The organism is Marilutibacter maris, from assembly GCF_006546735.2.
Taxonomy (GTDB): domain Bacteria; phylum Pseudomonadota; class Gammaproteobacteria; order Xanthomonadales; family Xanthomonadaceae; genus Marilutibacter; species Marilutibacter maris.
In genome coordinates this window covers 1-26,618 of the sequence record NZ_VICD02000242.1, presented here as the reverse complement: position 1 = coordinate 26,618, position 26,618 = coordinate 1, and the positions used below count along the sequence as shown (strand labels likewise).

The window sequence follows — 26,618 nt, the reverse complement described above, 5'->3', positions numbered from 1 at the left end:
CGCCATGAATGAACCCACTGCGCCTGTCGGCGCTTCGCCGGAGGCGTCGACGCTGCTCGAGGTGTTGCCCGGTCGGGCGGGATCCGCGTCATCGCAACGGCAGCGGATCGAGGTGCCGCTGGCCGACACGCTGCGCGCCGCGCTGGAGTCGATCGACGCCGCCGGCCGTGCCGATCTGCTCGCCGCCGCGCTGGCACTGTCCGAGTCCCGGTTGACCGGCGCCGACCGGATCCTGGCGACGCGGTTCGATCGCGACGGCGGTCACCAGGGCGACGTCGAGATCGTGGGCGAAGACGATCCCGATGCCTGGCGTCGACGGGTCGCCTCGCAATTGCAACCGATGGCGCCGGCGCAGATGCGCGACTGCATCTGGGCGGTGGCGACACGCGATTGCGATCGCAGCGCGGCGGCTGCCGCATCGCTCTGGGGCCTGTCCGGGGATGCGCTTGCGGTGCTGGAGGTCGGATTCCAGGCCCCGCTGAGCTCGACGGCCGTCGAGACGATGGCGGTCGCGGTGACGCGGGTGCTGGACGCCTTGCTTCGCGAGCCTCGTGTCGAGGCCATCGATGTCGCAACGGCCGAGGAATGTCACTGGGCGACGCCGTTGGGGGCCGGCGCCGACCCGGCGGCCGGCGGCCATCGGTCGGTGGTGTCGGCCTTCATGGCGATGGTCGCGCGCCATCCCGATGCGACCGCCGTCGTCGACAGGACTGCGGCCCTGAGCTACGGCCAACTCGACGCACGCGCGAATGCGCTTGCCGCGCGCCTTGGTGACGCCGGCGTCGCCCCGGGCGCGGTGGTGGCGATCGCGATGCGGCGTTCGATCGATGCGATCGTCGCCGTGCTCGGCATACTCAAGTCCGGCGCGGCCTACCTGCCGCTCGACGATGCCTATCCGTCGGAACGGCTGGCCTTCATGCTGGAGGATGCCGCTGCCAGCGCCGTCGTCGTCGACGCGGACGGCGACGGCGGGAGCATCGCCCAGGACCTGCCGCGCGTGGTCTGCGAAGCCTCCGATCCGCCCGCGGAGGGTGCCGCCGTCCCGCTTGAGGCGCCTGTTGCGACGCCCGCTGCCGGGCCGGACGACCAGCGCGTGCGTGAGTCGCTGGCCTACGTCATGTACACGTCCGGTTCCACCGGAACGCCGAAGGGCGTGGAGATTCCCGATGGCGCGATCCTGCGCCTGGTCTGCGACGTCGACTACATCGGCCTGGGCCCCAGCACCCGGATGCTGCATGCGGCGCCACTGGGCTTCGACGCTTCGACCCTGGAGATCTGGGGACCGCTGCTCAACGGTGGGTGCGTGGTCGTCCACGACGAGCGGATGCCCACCGCCAGCGGTCTGGCCGATGCGATCGAGCGTCATGCGGTCACTACCGCCTGGCTGACCGCGGCGCTGTTCAACACCGTGGTCGACGACGATCCGCGTCACCTGGCCGGCCTGGAGGAACTGTTCACCGGTGGCGAAGCGCTGTCGGTGCCGCACGTGCGGCGGATGCTCGCGGCCGCGCCCGGCACCCGTTTGCGCAACGGTTACGGGCCGACCGAGTGCACCACCTTCGCCTGCACCCACGCGATCGAGCCCGGGCTGGACGCGGATGCGGCATCGATTCCCATCGGCAGGCCCATCGCCGGCACCTGCCTCCGGGTGCTGAGCCGGCAGCGGCGGCCGCTGCCGGTCGGAGTGGTCGGTGAGTTGTACATCGGTGGAGCGGGCCTGGCGAACGGCTATCTGAATCGCGAATCGCTTACCGCCGAGCGCTTCGTCGCGGATCCGTTCGCGGCTTCGCCGGCGCGGCTCTACAGGACCGGCGACCTGGTCCGTGCACGTCCCGACGGCGCGATCGAGTTCGTCGGACGCGCCGATACCCAGGTCAAGATACGCGGCTACCGGATCGAGCTGGGCGAAATCGAGGCGGCGCTGGCGAAGCATCCGGGCGTGCGCGCCTGCGCGGTCGAAGCGCGCGGCGACGGGGCGACGGAAAAGCGTCTGATCGCCTATCTCCAGCCCGTCGCGGCGCCGGTGCCGGCGCCCGAGCTGAGGTGCTTCCTGTCGCGGACCCTGCCGGAGTTCATGCTGCCGGCGCGCTTCATCGCCCTCGACACCTGGCCGCTGACGCCCAACGGCAAGCTCGACCGCCGCCGGTTGCCGGAACCCGATGCCAGCCGCCCGGACCTGGCCAATGCCTACGAACCGCCGCTGGGCACGATCGAGACCGCGATCTGCGATGCGTTCGGCACGGTGCTGGGCATCGACGGCGTCGGTCGCCATGACAATTTCTTCGAGCTGGGCGGCAGCTCGTTGTTGGCGGTGCGCCTGGTCGAAGCGCTGTCCGCCGCAGCGCCCGCCGAGCTGGCCGCGATCACCACGATCGACCTGTTCCGCCAACCGACACCGCAACGCTTGGCCGCCGCCCTGGACCGGCGCTGCATGCGGACGGCGTCGGCCTCCGCCCCGGAAGCACGCGCCGCGCGCCGGTCCCGTCCCGATGACGACGATCCGATCGCCATCGTCGCGATGGCCGGGCGCTTCCCCGGCGCCGCCGACGTGGAGGCGTTCTGGGACAACCTGTGCGAGGGGCGCGACACCATCACATCGTTCGATCCGTCCCAGCTCGATCCGTCGATTCCGCGCGAGGAACGCGAAGATCCCGGTTACGTACCGGCGCGAGGCGTGATCGAGGGCGTCGACCGTTTCGATGCCGCCTTCTTCGGCATCGGTCCCAGGGAGGCGGAGCTGATGGATCCCCAGCAGCGCCTCTTCCTGGAGACCTGCTGGGAGTGCATGGAGCGGGCGGGGCACGTCCCCGACGATGCCGGCGGCCCGGTCGGTGTGTTTGCGGGGATGTACAACGGCAGCTACTTCCAGCGTCACGTGTCGCCGCGCAAGGACCTGATCGGAACCATCGGCGCGTTCCAGGTGATGCTCGGAAACGAGAAGGACTACATCGCCACGCGTACCGCCAACAAGCTCAACCTGACCGGTCCCGCGGTCAGCGTGCATACCGCCTGTTCGACCTCGCTGGTGGCGATCTGCCAGGCGGTGCAGGCGATCCGCTCGGGGCAGTGCGAGATGGCGCTGGCCGGCGGCGCCTCGGTGACCTGTCCGCCGAACAGCGGGTATCTGTACCAGGAAGGCGCGATGCTGTCCCCGGACGGCCACACCCGCACCTTCGACGCCGACGCCCGCGGTACGGTGTTCAGCGACGGCGTCGCGGCGGTGCTGCTGAAGCGGCTGTCGGCGGCGCGCGCGGACGGCAACCGGGTCTATGCGGTGGTGACCGGCATCGGCGTCAACAACGACGGCGGGCACAAGGCGAGCTTCACCGCGCCCAGCAGCGAAGGCCAGGCTGCGGTGATCGCGATGGCGCACGACGATGCCGGCGTCGACGCCCGCAGCATCGGCTACGTCGAGGCGCACGGAACCGCCACACCGCTCGGCGATCCGATCGAGATCGAGGGCCTGACCCGGGCATTCCGGCGCAGCACCGACGATGTCGGTTTCTGCCGGGTCGGGTCGCTGAAGAGCAATGTCGGCCACATGGTCATCGCCGCCGGCGCGGCGAGCGTCATCAAGACCGCGTTGTCGCTGAGCGAACGCAAGATACCGGCCAGCCTGCACTACCAGCGCGCCAACCCCGATATCGCGTTCGCCGGCTCGCCGTTCGTGGTCAACGATGCGCTGCATCCGTGGCAGGGCGATGGCGGGCCGTTGCGCGCCGGGGTCAGCTCGTTCGGTGTCGGCGGCACCAATGCCCATGTCGTTCTGGAGCAGGCACCGCCGATGCCGTGCTCGGATCCCGCCGAGGGGCCGCAGACGATCGTGCTTTCGGCACGCGGCGGCGACGCCCTGCAGGCCGCCTGCGTCCGCCTGGCCGGGTTCCTCGAGGCCGCGCCGGACGTCAATCTCGCCGACGTGGCCTGGACCCTGGCCCGCGGCCGCAAGGTGTTCGCGCATCGGGTCGCGCTGACCTGCACCGACGTCGGCGACGCCATCGCCCAGCTGCGCGGCCGGGAGCTGGAGTCGGCGATCTCGCGCGGCAAACCGGTACGCGAGTCCGGGGTGGTGTTCATGTTTCCGGGGCAGGGGGCCACCTATCCGGGCATGGGCCGCGGCCTGTATGACGCCGAGCCGGAGTTTCGCAAGGCCATCGACCAATGCGCCGAGGTGTTGTCGGAGCCGCTGGGCTTCGATCTGCGCACCCGGTTGTTCTCGGACGAGGCCGATGCCCTGCTGCCGACCGCGATCATGCAGCCGGCGACCTTCGCGATCGAATACGCGCTGGCGCGGGTGTGGATGGCGCAGGGGCTGCGCCCGGTCGCGATGCTCGGGCACAGCGTCGGCGAATTCGTCGCCGCGACCCTGGCCGGGGTGTTCGCGCTGGAGGACGCGCTGCGTCTGGTCGCGCGGCGCGGGGCGCTGATGCAGGCGCAGCCCGCCGGCGGCATGCTGTCGATCAGGATGTCCGCGCAGGATGTCCGCACGCGTATGCCCGACGACCTGCAGGTCGCCGCCGAGAACGCGCCGGGCACCTGCGTGGTCGCCGGTCCCGGCGATTCGATCCGCGGCTTCGCGCAGGCACTCGAGGGCGACGGCGTGGTCTGCCGCGAGCTGCGCACATCGCATGCGTTCCACTCGGCGATGATGGATCCGGTGGTCGCGCCGTTCGAGGCGGAAGTGGCGTCGGTGCCGCTGTCGCCTCCGTCGCTGCCGATCGTTTCCACGGTCTCCGCGGAGCTGCTCGGCGACGCGGAAGCGACCTCGGCGCGCTACTGGTCGCGCCATCTGCGCCAGCCGGTGCGGTTCGCCGCGGCGCTGGAGGCGGTCGCCACCATGAATCCGGCGCAGGTGCTGCTGGAGGTGGGCCCGCGCCGGACCCTGAGCGGGCTGGCGCGGCAGCATCCGGCGATCCGCGAACGCGGCGGACGCGCGCTGGAAAGCCTTGCCGACAGCCCCGGTGCCGAGCTGCACAGCCTGCGCCGCGCCGCCGGCCAGCTATGGGCGGCGGGTGTGGACATCGATGCCGCCGGCTTCGACCGCCGTCAGCGGCGGGCCCGGCTGCGCCTGCCGACCTATCCGTTCCAGCGCCGACGTTTCTGGATCGAGGCGGCGGTTGCCGGAACACCTTCGTCCGATGCCGGCCGGGCATCCGCGCATGACGCGGTCGAGAGCCCGGCCCAGACGCCCCCCACCGCCGCGAGCGCGGCCACGGAGACCCAAGTGCCCAGTCCTTCCGCCCCCCGTTCCCCGACTGCGCCGGCCGCCGCTGCGGCTTCCGCCGTGCCGCGCGCATTGCGGTTGCGTGCCCGCCTGAGCGAACTGATCGAGGATGTCGCCGGCTTCGACCTGTCCGACGCCGACCCCGACGACAACTTCATGGAGCTGGGCCTCGACAGCCTGATGCTGACCCAGATCGCGCTGCAGCTGCAGAAGACCTTCTCGGTGCAGGTCGCGTTCCGCCAACTGATGGGCGAGTGTTCGAGCCTGGCGAGCCTGGCTTCGATGCTGGATGCCGAACTTCCGCCCGAAGCCGAGCCGGCGGTGCCGGCCGAGTCCTCCGACACCGCGATCCCGGCGCCACCCGCGGCGGCCGTGGCGATGCCTCCAATGCCGGCAGCGCCCGCGCCGATGCCGGATGTGGGCGCACCGGCGGGCGGCGGATTCGTCCGCGAGGTGATCGCCCAACAGATGCAGTTGATGACCCAGCAGTTGGCATTGCTGGGCGGACAGGCGCCAACGGCGGCAGTAGAGGCGGCCGCGCCGGTCGAGGCCGCACCGGCAGCGGACACTACGGCGCCACCGGCGCCTGCGGACGCCGCGGACGAGGAGACCGCGCTCTCGCATACCCGCTACGACGTGAAGAAGGCCTTCGGGGCGATCGCCCGGATCCACAGTTCCGCCGACGAGTTGACCGGCCGGCAACGGGCCCGCCTGGACGCCTTCATCCGCCGCTATACCGCGCGCACCCAGCGCTCCAAGGAATACACCCAGGCGCATCGCTCGCACCTGGCCGACCCGCGGGTGGTCAACGGTTTCCGGCCGTTGCTGAAGGAAATCACCTACCAGATCGTGGTCTGCCGTTCGCAGGGCGCGCGGGTGTGGGACCTGGACGGCAACGAATACGTCGATGTGCTCAATGGTTTCGGCATGAACCTGTTCGGCTGGCAGCCCGACTTCGTGCTCGACGCGGTCCGCCAGCAGCTCGATCTCGGCTACGAGATCGGCCCGCAGCACCCGCTCGCCGGCGAGGTCGCCAAGCTGGTCTGCGAGGTCACCGGCTCGGCCCGCGCGGCGTTGTGCAACACCGGTTCGGAGGCGGTGATGGGCACCATCCGCATCGCCCGCACCGTGACCGGTCGCAACACCCTGGTGATCTTCACCGGCTCCTACCACGGCATCTTCGACGAGGTCATCGTCCGCGGCACCAGGAAGCTCAAGTCGATACCGGCGGCGCCGGGCATCCTGCGCAACACCGCCGAGAACGTGCTCGTGCTCGACTACGGCACCCCCGAAACCCTGGACATCATCCGCGAGCGCGCCGACGACATCGCCGCGGTGCTGGTCGAACCGGTGCAGAGCCGTCGTCCCGACTTCCAGCCAGGCGAGTTCCTCAAGGAACTGCGCGAGGTCACCGCGCAGGCGGGTTCGCTGCTGATCTTCGACGAGGTGGTGACCGGGTTCCGTGCGCACGCCCGTGGCGCGCAGGAACTGTTCGGCATCGATGCCGACCTGGTCAGCTACGGCAAGGTGGTCGGCGGCGGCTTCCCGATCGGCGTGATCGCCGGCAAGCGCGAATACATGGACGCGCTCGACGGCGGCTACTGGCAGTTCGGCGACGACTCGATCCCGACCGTGGGGGTGACCTATTTCGCCGGCACCTTCGTCCGCCATCCGCTGGCCCTGGCCGCGGCCAAGGCCGTGCTCGAGCATGTGCGCGATGCCGGGCCCTCGCTGCAGCAGTTGCTCAACGCCCGCACCACGGCGATGGCGGAGGAAATGAACGCCTTCTGCGAGGAGGTCGGGGCACCGATCTCGGTCAAGCACTACACCTCGTTCTGGAAGGTCGCCTTCACCGAGGACCACCCGCTGCAGGACCTGCTGTTCGCGATGATGCGCAGCCGCGGTGTCCACATTCTCGACAACTTTCCGTGTTTCTTCACGACGGCGCACTCGGAGGCCGACTTCGCCCATGTCGTGGACGCCTTCAGGGAGTCCGTCCTTGAACTGCAGGAGGCGGAGTTCATTCCGCGACACCGTGAGACGGAGCCTGCCTTCGACGCCAACAATCCACCCGTACCGGGCGCGCGGCTGGGCCGCGACCCGGATGGGAAGCCGGCCTGGTTCGTGCCCGACCCCGGCACGCCGGGCAAGTTCTTGAAGGTGAGCGCATGAACAGCCAGGAATCGGCGAACTTCGAAACCATCGACTACGATCCGTTCGCCCAGGCTGCGCTCGAACGGGTGGTGCCGATCACCGAACCGCAGCGCGAGGTGTGGCTGGCGGACAAGTTGGGGCGCGAGGGTTCGCTGGCCTACAACGAGTCGGTGTCGCTGCGCCTGCGCGGGGCTCTGGATGTGGACGCGTTGCGCCGGGCGGTCGCCGACCTCGGCGCGCGCCACGAATCGTTGCGGGCGACGGTGGGCGCCGATGGCGACGAGCTCTACATCGCCGAGCGGGCGGATATCGACGTCGGCGTGCATGACCTGGCCGGGATGGACGCGGCGACGCGCGACCGCGAGGTGGCCGACTATCTGCGCAACGCCGTCGAGACCCCCTTCGATCTCGAACAGGGGCCGTTGTTCCGCGCCGACCTCTTCACGCTCGCTGCGCAGGATCACCTGCTGGTCCTGACCGCGCATCACATCGTCTGCGACGGTTGGTCGTTCGGCGTGATCGCGCGCGACATCGCCGCCGGCTACCGGCGGCACGCGACCGGTGGCGAAGGCGCTGCCGCCCCGGCCCGGTCCTTCGCCGACTATGCCGCCGAGCAGGCCGCCTGGGCGCAATCCGAGCAGGCCCGGCAGGACGAGCACTACTGGCTGGAGTTGCTGTCCGATCCGTTGCCGACCCTCGACCTGCCGCTGGACCGTCCGCGGCCGCGTCATCGCACCTTCAACGCCGCCCGCGAGGATGTCGTCCTCGACGCCGAACTGGTCGCGGCGGTACGCAAGCTCGGCGCCCGCAACGGTGCGAGCCTGTTCTCGACCCTGCTGGGTGGCTTCGCCTCGGTGCTGAGGCGGCTCAGCGGGCAGACCGACCTGGTGATCGGGATCGCTGCCGCTGGACAGGCCAGTGGCGGCCACGACGCGCTGGTCGGACACTGCGTCAACATCCTGCCGTTGCGCACCGACGTGGCGCACGGCGAGGACTTCGTGTCGGTGCTGGGCAAGACCGCGTCGTCGCTGCTGGATGCGTTCGAACACCAGCGCTACACCTTCGGTACGCTGCTGAGGAAGCTGGCGATACCGCGCGATCCGAGCCGCCTGCCGCTGGTCAGCGTGCTGTTCAACCTCGATCAGAAGGTCGACGACGATGGCTTCGGAGTCGACGGCCTGAGCTGCGAGTTCAGCGCCAACGCGCGCAGCTACGAGAACTTCGAGCTGTTCGTCAATGCGGTACCGACCGCCGCCGGCATCCGGCTGGAGTGCCAGTACAACACCGATCTTTACGATGCGGCGACGATCCGCCGCTGGATGGACGCCTATGCCGAGCTGTTGCGCAGCGCGGTCGCCGATCCTTCCTGCGCCTGGGACCGGTTGGCCTGGCTCGATGCCGGGCAGCTGGCGGCACTGGCTTCGCTGCAACCGGCGCCGACCGCCTACGCGCCGGAGCGCCTCGTGCATGCGCGGTTCGCCGACATCGCCGCGGCCTCGCCCGATCGCGTCGCGATCGCCTACGGGCACCTGGACGCGCCGGACGGCGCCGCCCGGACCATCAGCTATGGCGAGCTGGACCGGCGCTCGAATGCGCTCGCCCACGCGCTGCGCGACCGCGGGCTGGGCGTCGGCGACCGGGTCGGCATCTGCATGCGCCGCGGTCCCGAGCTCTATACCGCGGTGCTGGGCGTGCTCAAGGCCGGTGCCGCCTACGTCCCGCTGGATCCGGACTACCCCTGCGAACGGCTCAGGTTCATGGTCGAGGATGCCGGCCTGGCCTGCGTGATCGAGCGCGAGGGCGCCGCGCAGGCGCTGGGTCTTGCGGACGCGCAACGGCTCGACCTGGAGGCCGGCGCCGGCGCACCGGACTGGAGCCGCACCGATCCGCTGGCGGCCGACGCGGTCGGCATCGGGCCGGAATCCGCCGCCTATGTGATCTACACCTCCGGCTCGACCGGCAAGCCCAAGGGCGTGATGGTGCCGCACCGTTCGCTGGTGAACCTGCTTTCGAGCATGAGCCGCGAGCCGGGCCTGGAGGCGGACGATCGCCTGTTGGCGGTGACCACCACGTCGTTCGACATGTCGGTGCCGGAACTGTTCCTGCCCCTGGTCACCGGAGCGAGCCTGGTGATGGCCGGCGAGGAGGTGCGCGACAGCGGCAAGTTGCGAAGGCTGCTCGAGGTCAGCGGCGCGACCGTGATGCAGGCGACGCCGTCGGGGTGGCGGCTGCTGCTGGAGTCGGGCTGGAGCGGCGGCCCCGGCTTCAAGGCGTTGATCGGCGGCGAGAGCGTGCCGCAGGAACTCGCCGTGCAGCTGCGCGGACGCTGCGGGAGCCTGTGGAACATGTACGGCCCGACCGAGACCACGGTGTGGTCGACCTGCGCCCGCCTGGATCATCCCGAGCGCGGCATCAGCATCGGACGCCCGATCGCCAATACCTCGGTCTGGGTGCTCGACGAACATGCGCAACCGTGTCCGATCGGCGTGCCCGGTGAGATCCATATCGGCGGCGAGGGCGTGACCCTGGGCTATCTGAACCGCCCCGAGCTGACCCGCGAGCGGTTCCTGCCCGATCCGCATTCCGACGTCGAAGGCGCCCGCATCTACCGCACCGGCGACCGCGGCCGCTGGTGCAATGACGGCACCCTAGAACACCTGGGCCGGCTCGACTTCCAGGTCAAGGTGCGCGGCTACCGGATCGAGCTGGGCGAGATCGAGGCCAACCTGTCCAGCCACCCGGACGTCGCCCATTGCGCGGCGATCGCCCGCGAGGACCAGCCGGGCGATGTCCGCCTGGTCGCCTACGTGGTGCCGCGAGTCGCCGGCAAGGTCGACGAAGACGGATTGCTCGACCACCTGCGCCGGGCGCTGCCTGGCTACATGGTGCCGCAACACGTGGTGTTCCTGTCGGCGATCCCGTTGTCGCCGAACGGCAAGGTCGATCGCAAGGCGCTGCCGGCGCCATCGTTGGAGGCGCGCCGTGCGCCGGACCGGGTGGCGCCGCGCACCGAGACCGAGCGCGCGGTGGCCAAGCTGATGGAGCAGGTGCTCGCCCTGCCGGGGATCGGTGTCGACGACGACTTCTTCTCGCTTGGCGGGCACTCCCTGTTGGCCGCGCAGCTGACCGCGCGGATCAACAAGCAGCTGGGCGTCAATCTGTCGATGCGGACCCTGTTCGACGCGCCGACCGTGGCCGGTCTGGCCGCACTGCTGGACGGCGGAGAGGGGCGGGGTGGCGCGCCGGCTCAGACGGCGGTGCCGCGACGGCCAGATCGCCGCCGGGCGCCGCTGTCGCTGATGCAGGAGCGCCTGTTCCGGCTGGAGCGGTTCAACCCCGGCCAGGTCACCTACAACACACCGTCCGCCCACCGGCTGACCGGACCGATGGACGTGGCCGCGCTGGAGGATGCATTGCAGGCGCTGGCGCAGCGGCAGACCGTGCTGCGCACCGGCGTCGCTGTCGTCGACGGCGAGGAGGTCCAGATCGTCCACGACGACATCGGCCCGGTGATCGGCGAGGTCGAGGACCTGTCGGCGTTGCCGCCGGACGAGCGCGAGGCGACCCTGCGACGCAGGATCGACGAGTTGATCCGGGTGCCGTTCGCCCGCCTCGACCGTGCGCCGTTGTTCGTCGCGCACCTGTTCCGGTTGCGCGAGGACGAGCATGTGCTGTTCTTCATGCCGCACCATCTGATCTGGGACGGCTGGTCGTTCGACGTGCTCTACGCCGAACTGTCCGAACTCTACGCGGCACGCTGTCAGGGGCGCGAACCGGCGCTTCCGGAGCTTGCCGTCGGCTATGGCGACTTCGCCGCCTGGCATCGCCAGTGGGTCGCTGGCGAGGAGTACGCGCGGCAGCTGGCGTTCTGGCGCGAGCGGATTTCCGCGTACTCGAACGGTGGGCACGCGCCCCGGGCGTTGCCGACCGACCATCCGCGCCGGCGCGGCATGTCGGGCGCGGGGCGCAGCATCACCACCAGCGTGCCCGGCGAGCTGACCGGTCGCCTGCACCGGGCCGGGCTGGAGATCGATGCGACCTTGTCCATGGTGCTGCTGACGGCCTATTGCGTGACCCTGGCGAGAATGAGCGGCTGTTACGATCAGGTCGTCGGTACTCCGGTGCGCGGTCGCAACGCGGCCGAGCTCGAGCACCTGATGGGCTACTTCACGACCCTGCTGCCGTTGCACATCGCGATCGACCCGGAAGGCTCGTTCGCCGATGCGGTGGCGCGGGTCAAGTCCGAGGTGCTCGACAGCTTCGCCAACCCCGATGTGCGCCTGGAGGATCTGGCCGATGCCTTGAGCCTGCGCGGCGACGCCGGTGGCAGCGCGATGTACCAGTCGCTGTTCTCGTTCCAGGATGCGCGCGGCCGGCCGGTGATGTGGGGACCGCTCAGTCATTCGCGGGTGCCGGTGCTGCAGCCGGGCGCGACCGAGGACATCGGCCTGTGGTTCGTGGAGAACGCGCAGGGCCTGATCGGCGGCCTGGTCTACAACGCCGAACTCTACGAGACCGCGACCGCGGAACGGATCCATCGCCGTTTCATGACGACGCTCGATGAGATCGCGCGCGATCCCAGGCAGGCGCTGAGCGAGCTGACGCGCTTCGACGACGGCGCGCCGCTGATGATCGGTGCCGCCGCGGCTGCGCCCCCGGCGCCGGCGACCGGCGGCCCGGCGGGTTCGGACACCCCGGTCGATCCGCAACCCGTCCGGGCTGGAGGCGAGGCGATGAACCTGGACACAAAGGAACGGTACCTGGCGGCGATCTGGGAGGAGTTGCTCGGAGTCCCGGCGGGACCCGACGACAACTTCTTCGATCTGGGCGGCAACTCGATGCAGGGCATGCAGATGGCGGAGCGCGTCGCACGCGAGACCGGCTTGCAGATCAAGCTGGTGCGCCTGGCGTCGCAGGGACTTTCGGAAATCGCCGTCGACCTGCCCGAAGCCCCGGGCAGCGGCAACAGGATCGGATTCGGCGCGCGGCTGAAGCGACTGTTCGGTGGCGCGTCGGCCTAGCCGTCGGCGCCTGGACGGGTTGCGAAATGCGGCGATCGGCGAGGGAAGGAACCGGAACAGCTGGAGAGGTCAGTCAAGTGGATGCGCATGCGATCCAACCCGCGGACATGCCCCCGGCCGGGCATGGCGATGCCAACGACGCACGGACCGCGCCGCGCGGCGCCGCTGACGCCGCATCGCGTTGGGATGCGGGATGGAGCGGCGATCCCGGCCGCCGGATCTACACGGCGATGCACCTCCCGGAGGGCCGCCGTCAGGCGAGCGCGATCCTGCTGGTGGCGCCGCTGTTCCACGAGCTGCCACGCAGCCGGCGACTGTTGACCGAGATGGCCAGCCACCTTGCCTCGCTGGGGTTCCCGGCGATGCAGTTCGACTTCTATGGCATGGGCGATTCGATGGGGTTGGGCGAGGACACCGACTTCGATTCCATGCGACGCGATCTGCGGGTGGCCGAGGCGAGTTTGCGCGAGCGCATCCACGCGGACTCCCGCGATCGCCTGATCGTGATCGCCTTCCGCGGCGGCGCGCTGCCGGTGATGTCGTGGATCGCGGCGGGCGCGCGCCCCGACCTGGTGGTGTTGTGGGAGCCCATTCTCGATGGGCTCAACTGGTTGCAGGAACTGGAGCGCGAGGATGCGGCCGAGCGGCGTTCGCCTGGACGCTATTCGTCGATCCGCACCGGTCGCCAGCGCGATTCCGATGACGATGCCGGTGACGACCTCCAGTTGATGGGAGTCGCGGCATCGCGGAAGTTGCGCGAAGACCTGGCGGAATTCGGAATGCCGCCTCCCGAGGCGCGCGAGCATGTCGCGTTCTGGGCGGTGACCCGTCCGCACATGCGGGCGCTGGAGCTGGATCCGGAGTTCGGCCTGGCGCTGGACGCCGACGCGCCCGAATTCGGCGGCGGCACACGGATGGAGTCGGCGTTGTTCCTGTCGCCGGGCGTGCGCGCGATCGTCGACGCGCTCGGCCAGGCGATGCTGGCCTGGAGCGGGGCCGCGGCCCGTGCCGACGGCAGTGGGGGGAGCTAGGGGATGGATACGATCCTGAGATTCGGACCGCAGTCGCGGCTGTCCGGCGTGCTGACCGGCAGCGCGCGATCGGACGCCCCCATACTGGTCCTGCCCAGTGCAGGGCTGATTCCGCGCGCGGGCCCGTTCCGTCTGCATGTGGAGCTGGCGCACCGGCTCGCACGCCACGGCATGCGGACATTCCGCTACGAGTCGCCCGGGGTCGGCGAAACGCCACGCCTGAAGGGCTGCGGGGTGCGCGAGGCGGCGGTCGAGGCGATCGAGGCGCTGAGCCGGGAAACCGGGCAGCGGAGGTTCGTCGTCGGTGGCGTGTGCAGTGCCGCCGACGCGGCGTGGGCGGCGGCATGCGACGACACCCGCGTCGCCGGGTTGATCATGATCGACGGCGTCAGCTTCACCGGACCGTGGTTCCACCTCGCGCGCGCCGGCGACGTGTTGCGCCGCGGACCGCGCGCCTGGCCGGGGGTCGCCGCGCGGCTGATGCATCGGTTGCCTCAGGGGGGACGGGCCGGAGGCGACAGCAGCATGTACCGCGAGTGGCCTTCGCAGAGCGAGGCCCGGCACCAGTTCTCGGGTTTTGTCGAACGCGGGGTGCGGTCGCTGTGGATCTTCACCGGCGGCTACACCGACCGCTTCCTGCACCCGCGCCAGTTCCGCTGGAGCCTCGGCGCCGGCACCCGCGATCCACGCGTATCGATGCATTACTGGCCCGATTGCGATCACACCTTCTACGCGCGCCGGCACCGCGATCGTCTGCTCGACACGGTCGAGACCTGGCTGGTGGGCGAGGAGGCGATGGAGGCGGCGGCATGAACGGCGTGGCGAGACTGCCGGGCCAGGGCGACGGCACGAGCCTGCCGCGGGGGGCGGCATCGCCGCTGTACCCGTCGCCGTCGCGACCGTTGCGCGTGGTCCTGCTGGCCGGGGCCAAGGTCCCCGGTTGGATCAACGGCTTCCTGCGGCTTGCCGGCGATACGCCCTGGCTCGACGTGCGGGTGTTTCTCGTCCACGACGCCCGCGCATCCGCCGGCGTCCCCGGCAGGACCGCGCTGCGCCTGGCGCTGGCGCTCGAACGGCGTCGCGCGCGCAGTCGCGAGCGTTTCCTGGAGCCGCTTTCGCAGGACGGGCGAACGCTTCCGGGCGAGTCCGGAAGCAGCCGCGACGAGGTGCTGGCCGGACTTGCGGCGCTGCGGCCGGAACTGGTCGTCGCGGCGGTGGACGGCGAATGGATCGAGGACGCCGCCGCCACCGCGACCGGCGGATGCTGGTGCCTGGAGCCTTCCCTGCGTCGCGAGCTCGACCTGCTCTCGAGCCTGCTGCCGCCGATGCTGCAGCCGGGCGCGGCGACGTCGGTGGCGCTGCAACTGCAGTCGCGGAAAGACGGCTGGCGACGCTTGTCAGGTGGCCGGATGGCGACCTGCCGCGCGGCGCTGGACGGTCAATTGAAGCGGGCCTGCGACAAACTGCCGTCGCTGATGCTCAGGGCATTGCTGGCACACGCGCGCGAGCGGACGTCCTCCTGCGGTGGCGACCGCGGCGTCCGCCGCCTGAGGCTGGCGCCGTTGGCCCCCACGACCGCACCGCTGGCGGTGGGCCGGGCCTTTCTCGCCGCGATCGGCGTGCGGATGCACGAGCGCTGGCAGCGGGTGCGCCGTCGTCAGGGCCGTTGGTCGGTGCTGGTGCGTCGACAGACCCGGTCGCTGGACCCGGCGCACCCGGACGCGGCCGGCTGCATCGAACTGGCGGCGCCGGACGGCTGGTACTGGGCCGACCCATGCGTGATCGGCGGCCCGGAGGACGAGTTGGTGTATGTCGAGGAGTGTCCGGACGACGTCAACGCAGGGGTGATCGCCTGTCTGCGCATCGATGCCGGCGGCACGGCCGAGCGGATCGGTGTCGCCCTGCGGCGGCCGTTCCATCTCTCGTTCCCGCAATTGTTCGATTGGCGGGGGGAGCGGTTCATGACCGTGGAGTCCGGCCAGGATCGCCGCGTCACCCTGTACCGGCGCGGCGCCACCGCGCTGGACTGGCAACCGTACTCGGAGCTGCTGCGCGGCTGGCCGGTGGTCGATCCGGTGCTGCACTTCCACGACGGGCACTGGTACCTGTTCGCCAATGTTGCCGAGGGCGGCGCCAGTTCCTGCGACAGTCTGTTCCTGTTCGTCGCCGAGGCGTTGACCGGGCCGTATCGGCCGCATCCCGCCAATCCGATCGTCGACGATGCCGGCCGCGCGCGCATGGCCGGGCGTCTGTTCGTCGACCGCGGACGCCTGGTGCGACCGTCGCAGGACTGTGTCGAAGCCTACGGCGCCGCCGTCGTGTTTCACGAGATCCTGGAGCTGGGGCCGGAGCGCTATCGCGAGCGGAGGCTCGGCAGGCTCGATGCCGCGACCGCGGGTGCCCGCGACGGATGCCACACCTACAGCCGCTCGGGATGCATGGAAACCATCGACGTGCGCGGCTTCGCCTACGGCGGCACGCATCGCGCGGAGCCGGCGGCCGGCGCCGGTGGGCTGGGCGCGTCGGCAGGAGCGGCCGCGGGCGGGTGATCCAAAGCGCGGTGTCGCGCGGACAAAAAAGATCGGGCGAGTTGCCTCGCCCGATCCGAATGCCAGGTTCCGGACCGCGCCGGCGCCCGCCCCGGGCGCGGGGTGGGGAGCCGGCCTGTGGCCGGGTCTAGCGGGCCACGGTGAAGCTCGCCGTGGCAGTAGCGTCGTCGCCGTTGGCGCTGACCGTCGAACTGACGGTGTAGTCGCCCGCTTCCTTCTTGTTGTAGCCGATCGAATGGATGGCCTCGAAGCGGCCGTCCGCGTCGGTGTAGGCGCGCAGCTTCTGGATGCTGCCATTGGGGCGGTAGACACGCAGGTCGACGCGGGCGCCGGTCACCGCCTCGCCGTCGTCGAGCACGCGGCCGGAGATGCGGACATCGTCGCCAAGGCCGTACAGGCCCTTGTTGACTTCGATCTCCTGGACCAGGCCTTCACCTTCGGGCGGCACCACGACCACCGGCGGATCGGTCGGCTCGGGCTCGACCGGATCGGGCTCGACCGGCTCGGTCGCGCCGCTGCCGTCGTTGACGGTGAAGCTGGCGGTCGAGGTCACCGTCTTGTCGCCGACGCTGGCGACCGCATTGAGGCCGTAGCTGCCGATCGAGCTGGGGCCGGTGCCGCTGACGAAGCTGGCGCGGGCATAGCCCTGGGCGTCGGTGGTCGCGCTCATCACGATCTCGATGCCGTTGGGCTTGACCGCGGTGAAGCGGACCATGCTGCCGGCCACGGGCTCTCCGTCCATCTTGACCAGGGCGCTCATGTAGACGGTCTCGCCACCGATGTAGGCACTCTTGTCGGTGCCCAGGGCCTGGGTCACCTGGCCGCTGGAGGTGTTGACCTCCTTGACGTTGAAGACCGCGCTGGCGCTGGCCGTATGGGTGCTGCCCACCGCGCTGCTGGTGGCCGCGCCGATGTTGTAGGCGCCGGCACTGGTGCCGTTGCCGGCGGCCACGCTGAGGGTGGTGGTGGAACTGGCGCCCGGGGCCAGGGTCACGTTGCTGGCCGAGAGCGTGCCGGTCCAGCCGCTGGGCACCGAGCGCGCCAGCGCGAAGCTGGTGTTGCCGCAGCCCGAGCTGTCCTTGTTGGTGACCTTGAGGGTGTAGTTGACGCTCAGGCCGACCGCGATGGCGTCGGTCGGACCGGTCAACGAGACCGTCGGCTTGGCACGGGTGCAGGTCGGCGTCGGGTCGGGCGTGCTGCCGCCGGCCTGGACCTCGACCGCGCCGATGTCCGACTTGCTGCCCGACGGGCGCGGGGCCTCGTAGAAGTCGGTGGTCACGCCGGAGAGCACCGATACCGCATCGACCGCGGGGCTGCCCGACAGCGGCATCGCGTCGAAGTTGTCCAGGCTCAGGTTGGTCAGCTTCGGGTTCTGGCCGCAGATGCTGCCGGACGGGCACTGGTTGTTCTTGACGTTCCAGATCAGATTGCCGGCGTAGACCGACCTGGCCGAGCTGTTGTAGACGATATGGGCCACCGCCAACTGCGGACTGCCGGCCAGCGTGGCCAGGTAGTCGTTGGCGCCGATCAGCACGTTGTTCTGGATCGTGGTGGTCGCGCTGGAATCGCCTTCGGTGGTCATGATCAGACCGTCGCCCTCACCGGTGATGGTGTTGTGGCGGATGTAGGCCTTGTCATTGGACGACAGGCTCACCGAGATCGCGTTGCCGGAGGCGCGGCACATGTCGCCGGACTGCATGTAGTACTTGCCGGCGAAGTAGGCGCAATTGCCGACCACGACCGAGTTCTCGATGGTGCTGTTGCCCTTGACCTTGAGCTGGTTGCCGGCGTTGTCGACCGCGTACACGCGACGCATCGTCACCGAGCTGCCGTCGGCGCCGTCCATGTACAGCATGTCGAGACCGTCGGAGGTGTTGTGGTGGACGAACATGTCCTCGAACAGCCACTGGCCGCCGGTCAGGTAGGTGCCCAGGCCGTCGCCGTAGCCGCCGGCCTTCTGGCCCCAGCAGTTGACCGGCGCGCCGGTGCTCGGGTTCTCGCCGCAACCGTTCCAGGCGATCTCGCCGTCGCGGAAGATGATGCTGCCGGAGTTGGAGCTGTTGGAGCCGACGTTGCCGTCCCAGCCGGCCCAGCCGTTGGCGTTGATCTTGACCCGCTCCAGCGTCCAGTTGCTGATCCGGCCGGCGTTCACGCCCTGCAGGGCCATGCCGTGGATGTCGACGTCGTGGATGTGGACGTTGCCCGAGTCGCTGGCGGAAATGCCGATCGAAGCCCAGTTGCCGTACGGCGTCGAGCTGCGATTGCAGGCCGCGCTGGAAACGCTGTGCGCGGACACGCACTGGTCCTTGTCGGTGATTTCCAGGTAGCCCAGCTCGACGTTGGAGCTGCCGTTGAGGTTGATCACGCTCCAGCTGCGCTCGGCGCCCCACAGCTTCGGCGGCGACTTGCTGTTGCCGAGGATGCGGGTCTTCTGGCTGCTGCTGGGGCCGCTGGGAACCTTGCCCAGCGAGCACGCGCTGCGGTCGCCGGCCGCGCAGTTGCCGGCCATGCCCTCGGCGCCGTAGCCGATCTTGTATTCGCCGGAGCCGATCACCAGGGTGTCGCCGCCGGCGATGCGCGGGGTCCCGCTGCTGGGCAGGGCGTAGTAGGGGTGCTTCCAGGCACAGGACTGATTGCTGCCGCTGCCCGGGTAGGGGCTGTTGGCGCGGCCGTTGCACTGGGTGGCGTTACCGCCGTCGGTCCGTACGTAGTAGGTGGTGGCCGCCTGCGCCGAGCCAATCACGGCCAGGCCAAGCGGTGCGAGTAGAAAACAGAGAGCGCGTCGGCTCAGGTTCGATCTGATCATTTTTTTCAACAAACTCCGACGCCAAAGACGCCATTCACTGAGACTGCAAGTGGAAGAAGCGGCCTCCCCGAAGCCGGAAGCGATGCTAGGGGCGCACCGGCGGGCCTTTTGTGCACTGCGTCGCGCAAACAGCGACAAAAAACGGAACTGCGTCATAGACTTAGGGCGACGGGGGTTTGATTCACACAACAGCAAGCCGTCGCTTCCGACAGGGCCGGATGAACAGGCGAGGTGAGGTCTCGACGCGGCCCGGGGGCTCGGCCGAATCCGCGACGGCGCCGTTGTCCTCGCCGTGATGCCGGTCGCGTTAGAAGGGGTGGCGCGGGCCGTTGCGCGGATTTGCGCGGTGCCTCCGTGGCGGCATGGAGGCGGTCCCGCCGTCAGCGATGGCGCCCTCGAGCGCCGCAGTCACCACCAGCGCAAGGGCCATGGAAATGCGACGACGTTGCAGGGGGACCGCCCCCGAGCGGACGCCCCGGTCGGGCCGCGTGTCACCGGGCGCCGGCGGGGGCTAGATGGGCGCGCAGGCGAACGTCAGCCTGGGCCGGCACTACCTGCGCTATTCCAGCGCGACGGTCCTGATCATGGCCGCCGGGTTCGTGTCGTTCCCGGCACTCACCCGCATGCTCGACAACACCCAGTACGGAATACTGGGCTACTTCGATACCTGGCTGATGCTGGCCATCGCCGTGGTCAAGCTCGGCGGACAGCACGCGATCCTGCGCCTGTATCCGTTCGGCGGCGACGAGGCGCGGCTGCGGCACTTCGCGACCAACCTGGTGCTGGTGCCGATGGTGGTGTCCCTGCTGTTGTGGGGCGCACTGGCCCTGGTCGCGATGGGCGTGGTGGGCTTCGGCGGAGTCAAGGTGTCGCCGGTGTTCTGGGGCGCGCTGGTGCTGATGCCGCTGCTGGTGTTCATCAGCCACGTCGAGATGACCCTGCGGGTCAGCGAGCGCTCGGGGCTGCTCAATGCCAGCCGGGTCTCGTGGCGATGGGTAGAACTGGTGCTGATCCTGTCGTTCGTCTACTGGATCCAGCGCAGCGCGATGTCGGTCTATGCCGGCAAGATCGCCGCCGCGCTGCTGCTGGCGGCGGGCTACGCGTGGTGGGTGTTCCGCAACCTGTCGTTCTCGCGCGGATCGCTGGACGTGTCCGCGTACCGGGCGTCGCTCGCCTACAGCCTGCCGCTGGTGGTGAACGAGATGGTCGGCATGATGCTGGTCTCGATCGACCGGATCATGCTCAAGGGCATGCTCGGCGACTACGCCTCGGTCGGCGTCTACACGATCGGCAGCGCGCTGGCGATGCAGGTGTCGGTGATCATGAGCGATCCGCTGTGGGGCGCGTTCAACCCGGTCGCCAATCGTGTGCACGGCACCTCGGGCGCGGATGAGGTCAGGGCGCTGAAGCTGCGGGTCCTGCTGCCGGTCACCTACGTTTCGATCGGCGTGGGGGCGGCGATATGGGTGGTGGGCGCCGATGTGCTGGAAGTGATGACCGGGCCGAGCAAGCGCGCGTCCGGACCGGTGTTCATGTGGCTGGGGGCGCTGTTCGCGCTGTTGCCGATGCTCGATGTCAGCGGCTACGGGCTGCTGCTCAAGAAGCGGACCAAGACGGTGATGCTGCTGACCCTCGCGGCGACCGCCGTCAACATCCTGCTCAACCTGGTCTGGATTCCGCGTTTCGGGGTGATGGGCTCGGTCTATGCCACCGTCGCGAGCTACCTGATGCTGGCGACCTCGCGGTGCGTGTTCTGTCCGCGCGAGCTGCTGCAGTTCCCGGAGCGCAGGCGCCTGCTGGTCGCGCTGGGGGCGGCGGCCATGTTCATCGCGGCGGCCGGCTTCGCGCGGGATCTGCTGGGTGACGCGCCGCTGAGGCAGGTGATCGCCGGCGGCGTGGCGTGGGGCTTGTTCTATCTGTTGCCGGTGCTGGCGCTGGACAGGAAGCTGCGCGAGGCGGTATTCAGGTTCAAGTCCCTGGGTCTGGCCTGACCCGGGCTCCTTCGATACCGGGGGCGATCGCCGCATGTGGATTCTGTCGCCGTTGAGCTGGTTGTTGCTGGCCCTGGTCGGCGTCTGCCTGTGCGCGCGTTCGCGGGGACGGCGCGCCCGCGCGCTGTCGTGGGCCTGCGCGATGGCGGCGGTGTTGGCGGTGCTGGCGATGACGCCGATGGTCGCCAACCTGCTGGTGGCGATGCTGGAGAAACCGGTACCCGTCTCCGGGGCAGGCTGCGGCGACGGTGAGGTCGACGTCGCCGTGGTCCTGGCCGGCGCGATCGACGACACGCCCGTCGATGCCGGCGACTTCCGGGTACTGAGCCTGAGCAGTCGGCGCCGTGTCGAAGCCGGTGTCGCCTGGTGGTCCGCGGGTCCCGGTCGCGTGCTGGTGATGTCGGGCGGACCGCAGCCCGGGCTTGGCGCCACGCCCGACGGCGACACGGTCGCGACCGCGTCGCTGATGGCCGCCTATGCACAGCGCCTGGGCGTCGACACCGCCGCGCTGAGGATGGAGGCGGGGTCGAGCACGACCTGGGAGAACGCCCAGGGTCTGCGCCGCCAACGGCCGGCGCTGCCGCCGCGGGTGGTGCTGGTGACCTCGGCGATGCATATGCCGCGGGCGCGCTTCGCATTGACCCGCGCAGGCTTCCAGGTGTGCCCGCTGGCGACCGACCGCCGGCAACTGCCGTTCGGACTGCCCGGGTCGCTGGTGCCGGGCAGCAGTGCGCTGGAGAAGACCGAAGCGGCGGTGCATGAGCTGGTCGGACTGGCCCACTACCGCGTGCGGGCCTGGCGCGGCTCCGACGGGGAGTGAGGGGGGCGTTCAGTCGCTGGCGGCCTGGTCCGTCCCCGCTTCGATCGCGCCGATGTCCGGGCGGCCGTCGCGGGACCTGCCGAAGTAGTCGCGGTCCAGGCCTTCCAGGCGGATTCCGCCGTCTATCAGCGGACTGCCCGCGGCCGGCGCCCAGCGTCGCGCCTCGTCGCCGGAATCGAGCAGATGCGGCGGGCGGTCGCAGCGGTTGCCGTCCGGGCAGCGTCCTGGTTTCACCCGCCAGAACAGATTGCGCTCGAACGTCACCGTCGCGTCGCCGTCGACGGCGTAGTGGGCGCAGGTGGTGTCCCCCGCCGCGGTATCACCCGGCTGCCACTGCGCCGCGCCGACCAGCAGATTGTTCCGGACCTGCGCGCGCGCGCCGGATGTGCCGCCGGTGGTCACCAGCAGGCAGTCGCCCTGGCCGGAGATCGTGTTGTTGCGGATCAGCGCCTGCGAATCGCCGGTGAAGGAGACCGACAGGGTGTTGCCCATCGCCCTGCAATGGTCGCGGGCGGCCATGATCGCGCGTGTCGGCGATGCCCGCTGCAGGTCGGCGAAATAGGCGCAGGAACCGTCCAGGATCGAATTCTCGATCCGCATCGGTCCGGAGGTCTTGACCTGATTGCCGGCGTTGGCGAAGGCCAGCACCCGGCTCAGGGTGACACTGCCGCTGCCGTCCAGGTAGAGCAGGTCGAGGCCGTCGGAGGTGTTGTGGTGCACGCGCACGTTGTCGAACAGCCAGTCGCCGCCGCTGCGCGCGGTGCCCAGACCGTCGCCGTAGCCGCCCTGTTGCTGCGCCCAGCAGCCGGTCAGGCCGCGGTCGGGATGGCGCTCGGCGCAGCCGTTCCAGGAGATCTCGCTGTCGCGGAAGCGGATGCCGCCGCGGTTGCCCGATTCGGGATTGGAGGCGTCGCCGACATTGCCGTCCCAGCCGGCCCAGCCGTTGGCATGCAGCCGCACCCGCAGCAAGGTCCAGTCGCGCAGGCGCCCGGCGCGGATGCCGTTGCCGGCCATGCCGTGGATGTCGACATCGCGCAGGGTCACGTTGCCGGCGTCGCGGGCGAGAATGCCGTCGCGGCCCCAGTCGTTGCCGGGTTCGTCGGGGCTGCCGCAGCGCAGGTCCTCGAGTGCGCCATCGCCGCGGCGCGGATAGCCGACGATGCAGGCGCTGCGGTCGGTGATTTCAAGGCAGCCGATCTCGATGTTGTCGCTGCCGTCCAGTCGGATCACCGCACGGTTGCCGGTGCCGGCCCATAACTGCGGAGGCGCGTCGCAGGCGGTGCCGGGAGGCGCGCCCAGTAGCCGGGTCGGTCGTTGCGGCGAGGGGCCATCGGGCGGAGGGCCCAGACTGCAGGCGGGGGCCGCGTCGCCGGTGCAGGCGCCGGCGCCGGGAACGCCGGGGCCGATGCGGTACGCGCCCGGTCCGATCAGCAGGGTGTCGCCGCCGCGGATGCGCGCCGGACCCGATGGCGGCAGGGCGATGAACGGGTGGCTCCACGCACAGGGCTGCGCGCGGCCGTGGCCGGGGTAGGGGGCGTCCGCCAGTCCGGTGCACTGGTCGCCGTCGCCGCCGTCGTCGCGGACGTGGAAGGTTTCCGCCGTTGCCGCCGTGCATGTGCAGCACAGGCATGCCACGGCCAGCGTCGCGCGCAGGCGGGCGCGTTTCATGGCGGCGCGCGCCGGCCCGGCAGCCGGGGTTCGACGGGGGGGCCGTCGGAGGCGTAGCGGCCTGGCATGGCTCGGGCCGACAGCGGGAAGCAGGCGCCGATCGCCTGCCGTTCCGGCAACTCGTCCTCCGCCGGGGGCGCCCCCTGCACGGCTTCCAGCTTGAGTGCGGCGTAGTGCTCGACCAGACCGCACAGCGCCCAGAAGTTGCCCATGACCAGGCCGTCGAAGAAGGGCGTCCCGTAGACGTTGCCCAGGGCCATGGCCAGGATGGCGCCCAGGAAGCCGAGGTAGAGGGCGCGGGTTTCGTGGTCGTCCGGCAGCGCGACCTCGCGCAGCGTCAGGCCGAGCTTGAGCAGGCGCCACAGCAGCCAGAGCATCGCGATCACGCCCAGAACGCCGCACTCGGCGAGCATCAGCACGAAGGCATTGTGGGCATCGCGCGACTCGTAGGTGTGCGAGTAGTCGCCCAGGTAGTGCGGGAAGCGGTTGATCCCCACGCCGGCCGGGTGGTCCTGCCACATCTTCCACGCGCCCGACCAGATCTCGAAGCGGCTGGCGGTGCTGCTGTCGAGCTGGACCGCGCCGACCGCGTCGTACTGCTGGGTCGCCGATATCCGTTCGTTGACCGCGTCCGGGAGCAGCGCGATCGAGGGAATCATGACCAGTGCCAGCATCGCCGCCAGCAGCACGCTGCGTCGCAGCAGCAACAGGGCGAAGATCACCATCGCGATCAGGTAGGCCTGGCGGGAGAACGTCGCCATGATCGCGATCGCCAGGATCGCGCATCCCAGCAGCGCCGCCAGTCTCAGCCACGGTCGGCCCCGGCCGAACAGGACGACCGCCAGCGGCAGCGGCAGGAACATCGCGTAGAACACGCCGGCGCGGTTGGACGCGTTCACGCCGCCGAAGGGTCCCGCGCTGCGCTGCGCGTCGGAGTACTGGTTGATGTCGAAGGAGGCCGCATCGATCGCCGCGTCCAGCCCGGCCACCACCGCGACCGCCATCGACAGGTATATCAGCCGGCGGGTCCAGCGCAGGTCGAGGCCGCAACGGCGGTAGACGAAATACAGCAGCGGGAAGAACACCAGGTTCTTCAGATAGGTCAGGTCCTCGACGAAGCTCATCGGCGAGGTCGTGATCGATATGACGAAGCCTATCGTCAGGGCCCCGACCCACAACAGCAGCGGCGGCGTCATGACGCCCGGGGCGATCGGCGCCTGGCGGCGGTCCGACAGCAGCAATGCGCCGACCAGGAGCAGCAGCAACAGGTTGGCCGGGTTCAGGCCCGGGATCGCCGCGCCGAACTTCAGGTACAGCAGGTTCGGCATCAACACGATCGCGAGGGCAAGGGTCAGGCGCAGCAGCATGAGGGCTCCTCCTGCGCCGTCGTGTCCAGGAACCGCCTGGCCCACAGTTCGAGGCAGGTCACCTGCCACAACGCCTGATCGCGGTTGGCCCGGCCAGCGACATGGTCGTCCAGCAGGGCCCGGGCGGCCTTCGGGTCGCACAGCCCGCGTTCGCGGAATGCGCGACTGGCCAGGGTATCGGCGACCAATGGCAGCAGCGGTCCGCGGAACCAGTCCGCCAGCGGTACCGCGAAGCCCTGCTTGGGTTTCGAGATCGCCGGCGGCGGCAGCCATCGCGACGCGACCCGTCGCAGCAGCACCTTGGTGTCGGCGCCGGATACCCGCAGCGACTCGGGCAGGGACAGCGCGAACTCGGCCAGTTCCGGATGCAGGAACGGCGAGCGCCCTTCCAGCGAGTTGGCCATCGCCATCCGGTCGAGCTTCACCAGGATGTCGTCGGGCAGGTAGCTCTGCAGGTCCATCGCGACCGCGCGGTCCAGCGCCGAGCCGCCGGCGCCCAGATCGGCGCCGGGCGCGTCGAGCATGGGCAGCCGATAGTGCTCCGGGCCGCCGGCAGCGGGGTTGAGCGCGGCCGCGGTATCGGCGCGCATCAGCGCCACCGCGCTGAGGTAACGTTGCCGGAACGGCAGGCGCAGGCGCTCGCCGATCCGTTGCAGACGGCCGCCGAGCGGATCGGGCAGGATCGCGCCGGCCAGGTGCAGCGCCGAACCCGCCGGCGCGCGCAGCGGTCCCAGCCGCTCCATCGCCAGCAGCCGGCGGTAGCGGTCGTAACCGCCGAACAGTTCGTCGCCGCCATCGCCGGTCAGGGCCATCTTCACGTGCTGCCGCGCCAGCTGCGACACCAGGAACGTCGGCACCGCCGAGGAGTCGGCGAAGGGTTCGTCGAAATGCCAGACCAGGCGTTCCAGCAGGGCGACCGCGTCGGGTTCGACCACCAGTTCATGGTGCTCGGTGCCCAGGTGCCGCGCGACCCGGCGCGCGTCGGCCAGTTCGTTGAAGGCGGCTTCCTTGAAGCCGATGCTGAAGGTCTTGACCGGTCGGCTCAGGTGGCGGGTCATCAGTGCGACCACCGTGCTGGAGTCCAGTCCGCCGCTGAGGAAGGCGCCGAACGGCACGTCGGAGACCAGTCGGCTGGAGACCGCGCGATCGAGCAGCTCGACGAGCTTCTCGCCGGCCTCGCCCGCGTCCAGGGCGGTGCGCGTGGCCAGGCTGGGACGCCAGTAGCGGCGCAGCTCGACGCCGCCGTTGCGGTAGCGCAGCAGGTGACCGGGCGGCAGTTTGCTGACGCCGGCGAAGATGCTCAGTGGGCACGGCACGTAGCCGTAGGCGAGGTAGGCCGACAGCGCGTCGGGGTCGATGTCGCGCGGGCAGTCGGGAGACTGCAGCAGCGACTTGAGCTCGGAACCGAACAGCAGTCCGAACGGGCCATGGGCGTAGTAGAGCGGCTTCTCGCCGAAACGGTCGCGGGCGAGCAGCAGTTCGTTGCTGCGCTGGTCGCGTATCGCGATGGCGAACATGCCGTCCAGCATCGCGATCGCGTCGGCGCCGTGGCGCAGGTAGGCGTGCAGGATCACCTCGGCCTCGCCGCGGGTACGGAAGCGCGCGCCCTGCCTTTCGAAGTCGCGGCGCAGCTCGCAGAAGTTGTAGATCTCGCCGTTGAACACCATGCAGACCCGGTCCTGGGCGGCATAGGCGGGCTGGTGTCCGCCGGCGACATCGATGATCGACAACCGGCTCATTCCCAGCACCGCCTGTCCGTCGCAGTGCAGGCCGTTGTCGTCCGGACCGCGATGGCGGATGACATCGATCATCCGCCGTCCGAGTGCGGCCGACGGCGCGGGTCGCCCCTGGGCGGCGACGATGCCGGCGATCCCGCACATCGCTCAGTGGCTCCTTTCGATGGCGCCGGGCACGGGGGCGTCCGCCTGCCGGCCCTCGTAGACGCTGCGCAGCCGGCGCAGCACCGCGTCGACCCCGGCCTGGCGGATCA

Annotated in this window: 11 protein-coding genes; 7 read left to right on the top strand and 4 right to left on the bottom strand. The window is 70.2% G+C overall.

Features of this window, described 5'->3' with window-relative positions:
- The first annotated feature begins 4 nt into the window (after nt 1–4).
- The 5 genes from FKV24_RS14115 (at nt 5) to FKV24_RS14095 (ending at nt 15,976) form a co-directional block, all read left to right on the top strand.
- Nucleotides 5–7,393: a polyketide synthase gene (locus FKV24_RS14115; protein ID WP_141482829.1), complete on the top strand. Its 7,389-nt coding sequence runs from the start codon at nt 5–7 to the stop codon at nt 7,391–7,393.
- Complete coding sequence (locus FKV24_RS14110) at nt 7,390–12,396, top strand: non-ribosomal peptide synthetase (RefSeq protein WP_141482828.1); 5,007 nt, start codon at nt 7,390–7,392, stop codon at nt 12,394–12,396. Before FKV24_RS14115 ends, FKV24_RS14110 begins: the two co-directional genes overlap by 4 nt.
- A 230-nt stretch (nt 12,397–12,626) precedes the next feature.
- A complete protein-coding gene (locus FKV24_RS14105) occupies nt 12,627–13,427 on the top strand; it encodes an alpha/beta hydrolase family protein (RefSeq protein WP_141482827.1) in 801 nt (266 codons plus the stop codon).
- 3 nt (nt 13,428–13,430) lie between these two features.
- Complete coding sequence (locus FKV24_RS14100) at nt 13,431–14,240, top strand: alpha/beta fold hydrolase (RefSeq protein WP_141482826.1); 810 nt, start codon at nt 13,431–13,433, stop codon at nt 14,238–14,240.
- Nucleotides 14,237–15,976: a glucosamine inositolphosphorylceramide transferase family protein gene (locus FKV24_RS14095; protein ID WP_141482825.1), complete on the top strand. Its 1,740-nt coding sequence runs from the start codon at nt 14,237–14,239 to the stop codon at nt 15,974–15,976. The genes FKV24_RS14100 and FKV24_RS14095 overlap by 4 nt, the downstream gene beginning before the upstream one ends.
- Before the next feature lie 127 nt (nt 15,977–16,103).
- Here FKV24_RS14095 and FKV24_RS14090 read toward each other — a convergent pair whose 3' ends face one another.
- Nucleotides 16,104–18,719 (bottom strand): choice-of-anchor Q domain-containing protein, encoded by a 2,616-nt coding sequence (locus FKV24_RS14090; protein WP_170288322.1) that lies wholly within the window; start codon nt 18,717–18,719, stop codon nt 16,104–16,106.
- Nucleotides 18,720–19,297: 578 nt separating this feature from the next.
- Here FKV24_RS14090 and FKV24_RS14085 point away from each other — a divergent pair.
- Nucleotides 19,298–20,773 carry an oligosaccharide flippase family protein gene (locus FKV24_RS14085; RefSeq protein WP_111266803.1) on the top strand — a complete coding sequence of 492 codons (1,476 nt, stop codon included), beginning with the start codon at nt 19,298–19,300 and terminating at the stop codon, nt 20,771–20,773.
- A 34-nt stretch (nt 20,774–20,807) separates the two neighbouring features.
- A complete protein-coding gene (locus FKV24_RS14080) occupies nt 20,808–21,593 on the top strand; it encodes a YdcF family protein (protein ID WP_111266802.1) in 786 nt (261 codons plus the stop codon).
- A gap of 9 nt (nt 21,594–21,602) precedes the next feature.
- On the opposite strand, the gene FKV24_RS14075 is transcribed toward FKV24_RS14080, so the two are convergent.
- Genes FKV24_RS14075 through asnB form a run of 3 tightly spaced genes read right to left on the bottom strand, consistent with a single transcriptional unit; the run spans nt 21,603 to nt 26,508 of the window.
- Nucleotides 21,603–23,261: a right-handed parallel beta-helix repeat-containing protein gene (locus FKV24_RS14075; protein WP_141482823.1), complete on the bottom strand. Its 1,659-nt coding sequence runs from the start codon at nt 23,259–23,261 to the stop codon at nt 21,603–21,605.
- Nucleotides 23,258–24,628, bottom strand: coding sequence for an O-antigen ligase family protein (locus FKV24_RS14070; protein ID WP_111266800.1), 1,371 nt, complete (start codon nt 24,626–24,628; stop codon nt 23,258–23,260). The genes FKV24_RS14075 and FKV24_RS14070 overlap by 4 nt, the downstream gene beginning before the upstream one ends.
- Nucleotides 24,613–26,508 (bottom strand): asparagine synthase (glutamine-hydrolyzing), encoded by a 1,896-nt coding sequence (gene asnB, locus FKV24_RS14065; protein ID WP_141482822.1) that lies wholly within the window; start codon nt 26,506–26,508, stop codon nt 24,613–24,615. Before asnB ends, FKV24_RS14070 begins: the two co-directional genes overlap by 16 nt.
- Between the last annotated feature and the right edge of the window lie 110 nt (nt 26,509–26,618).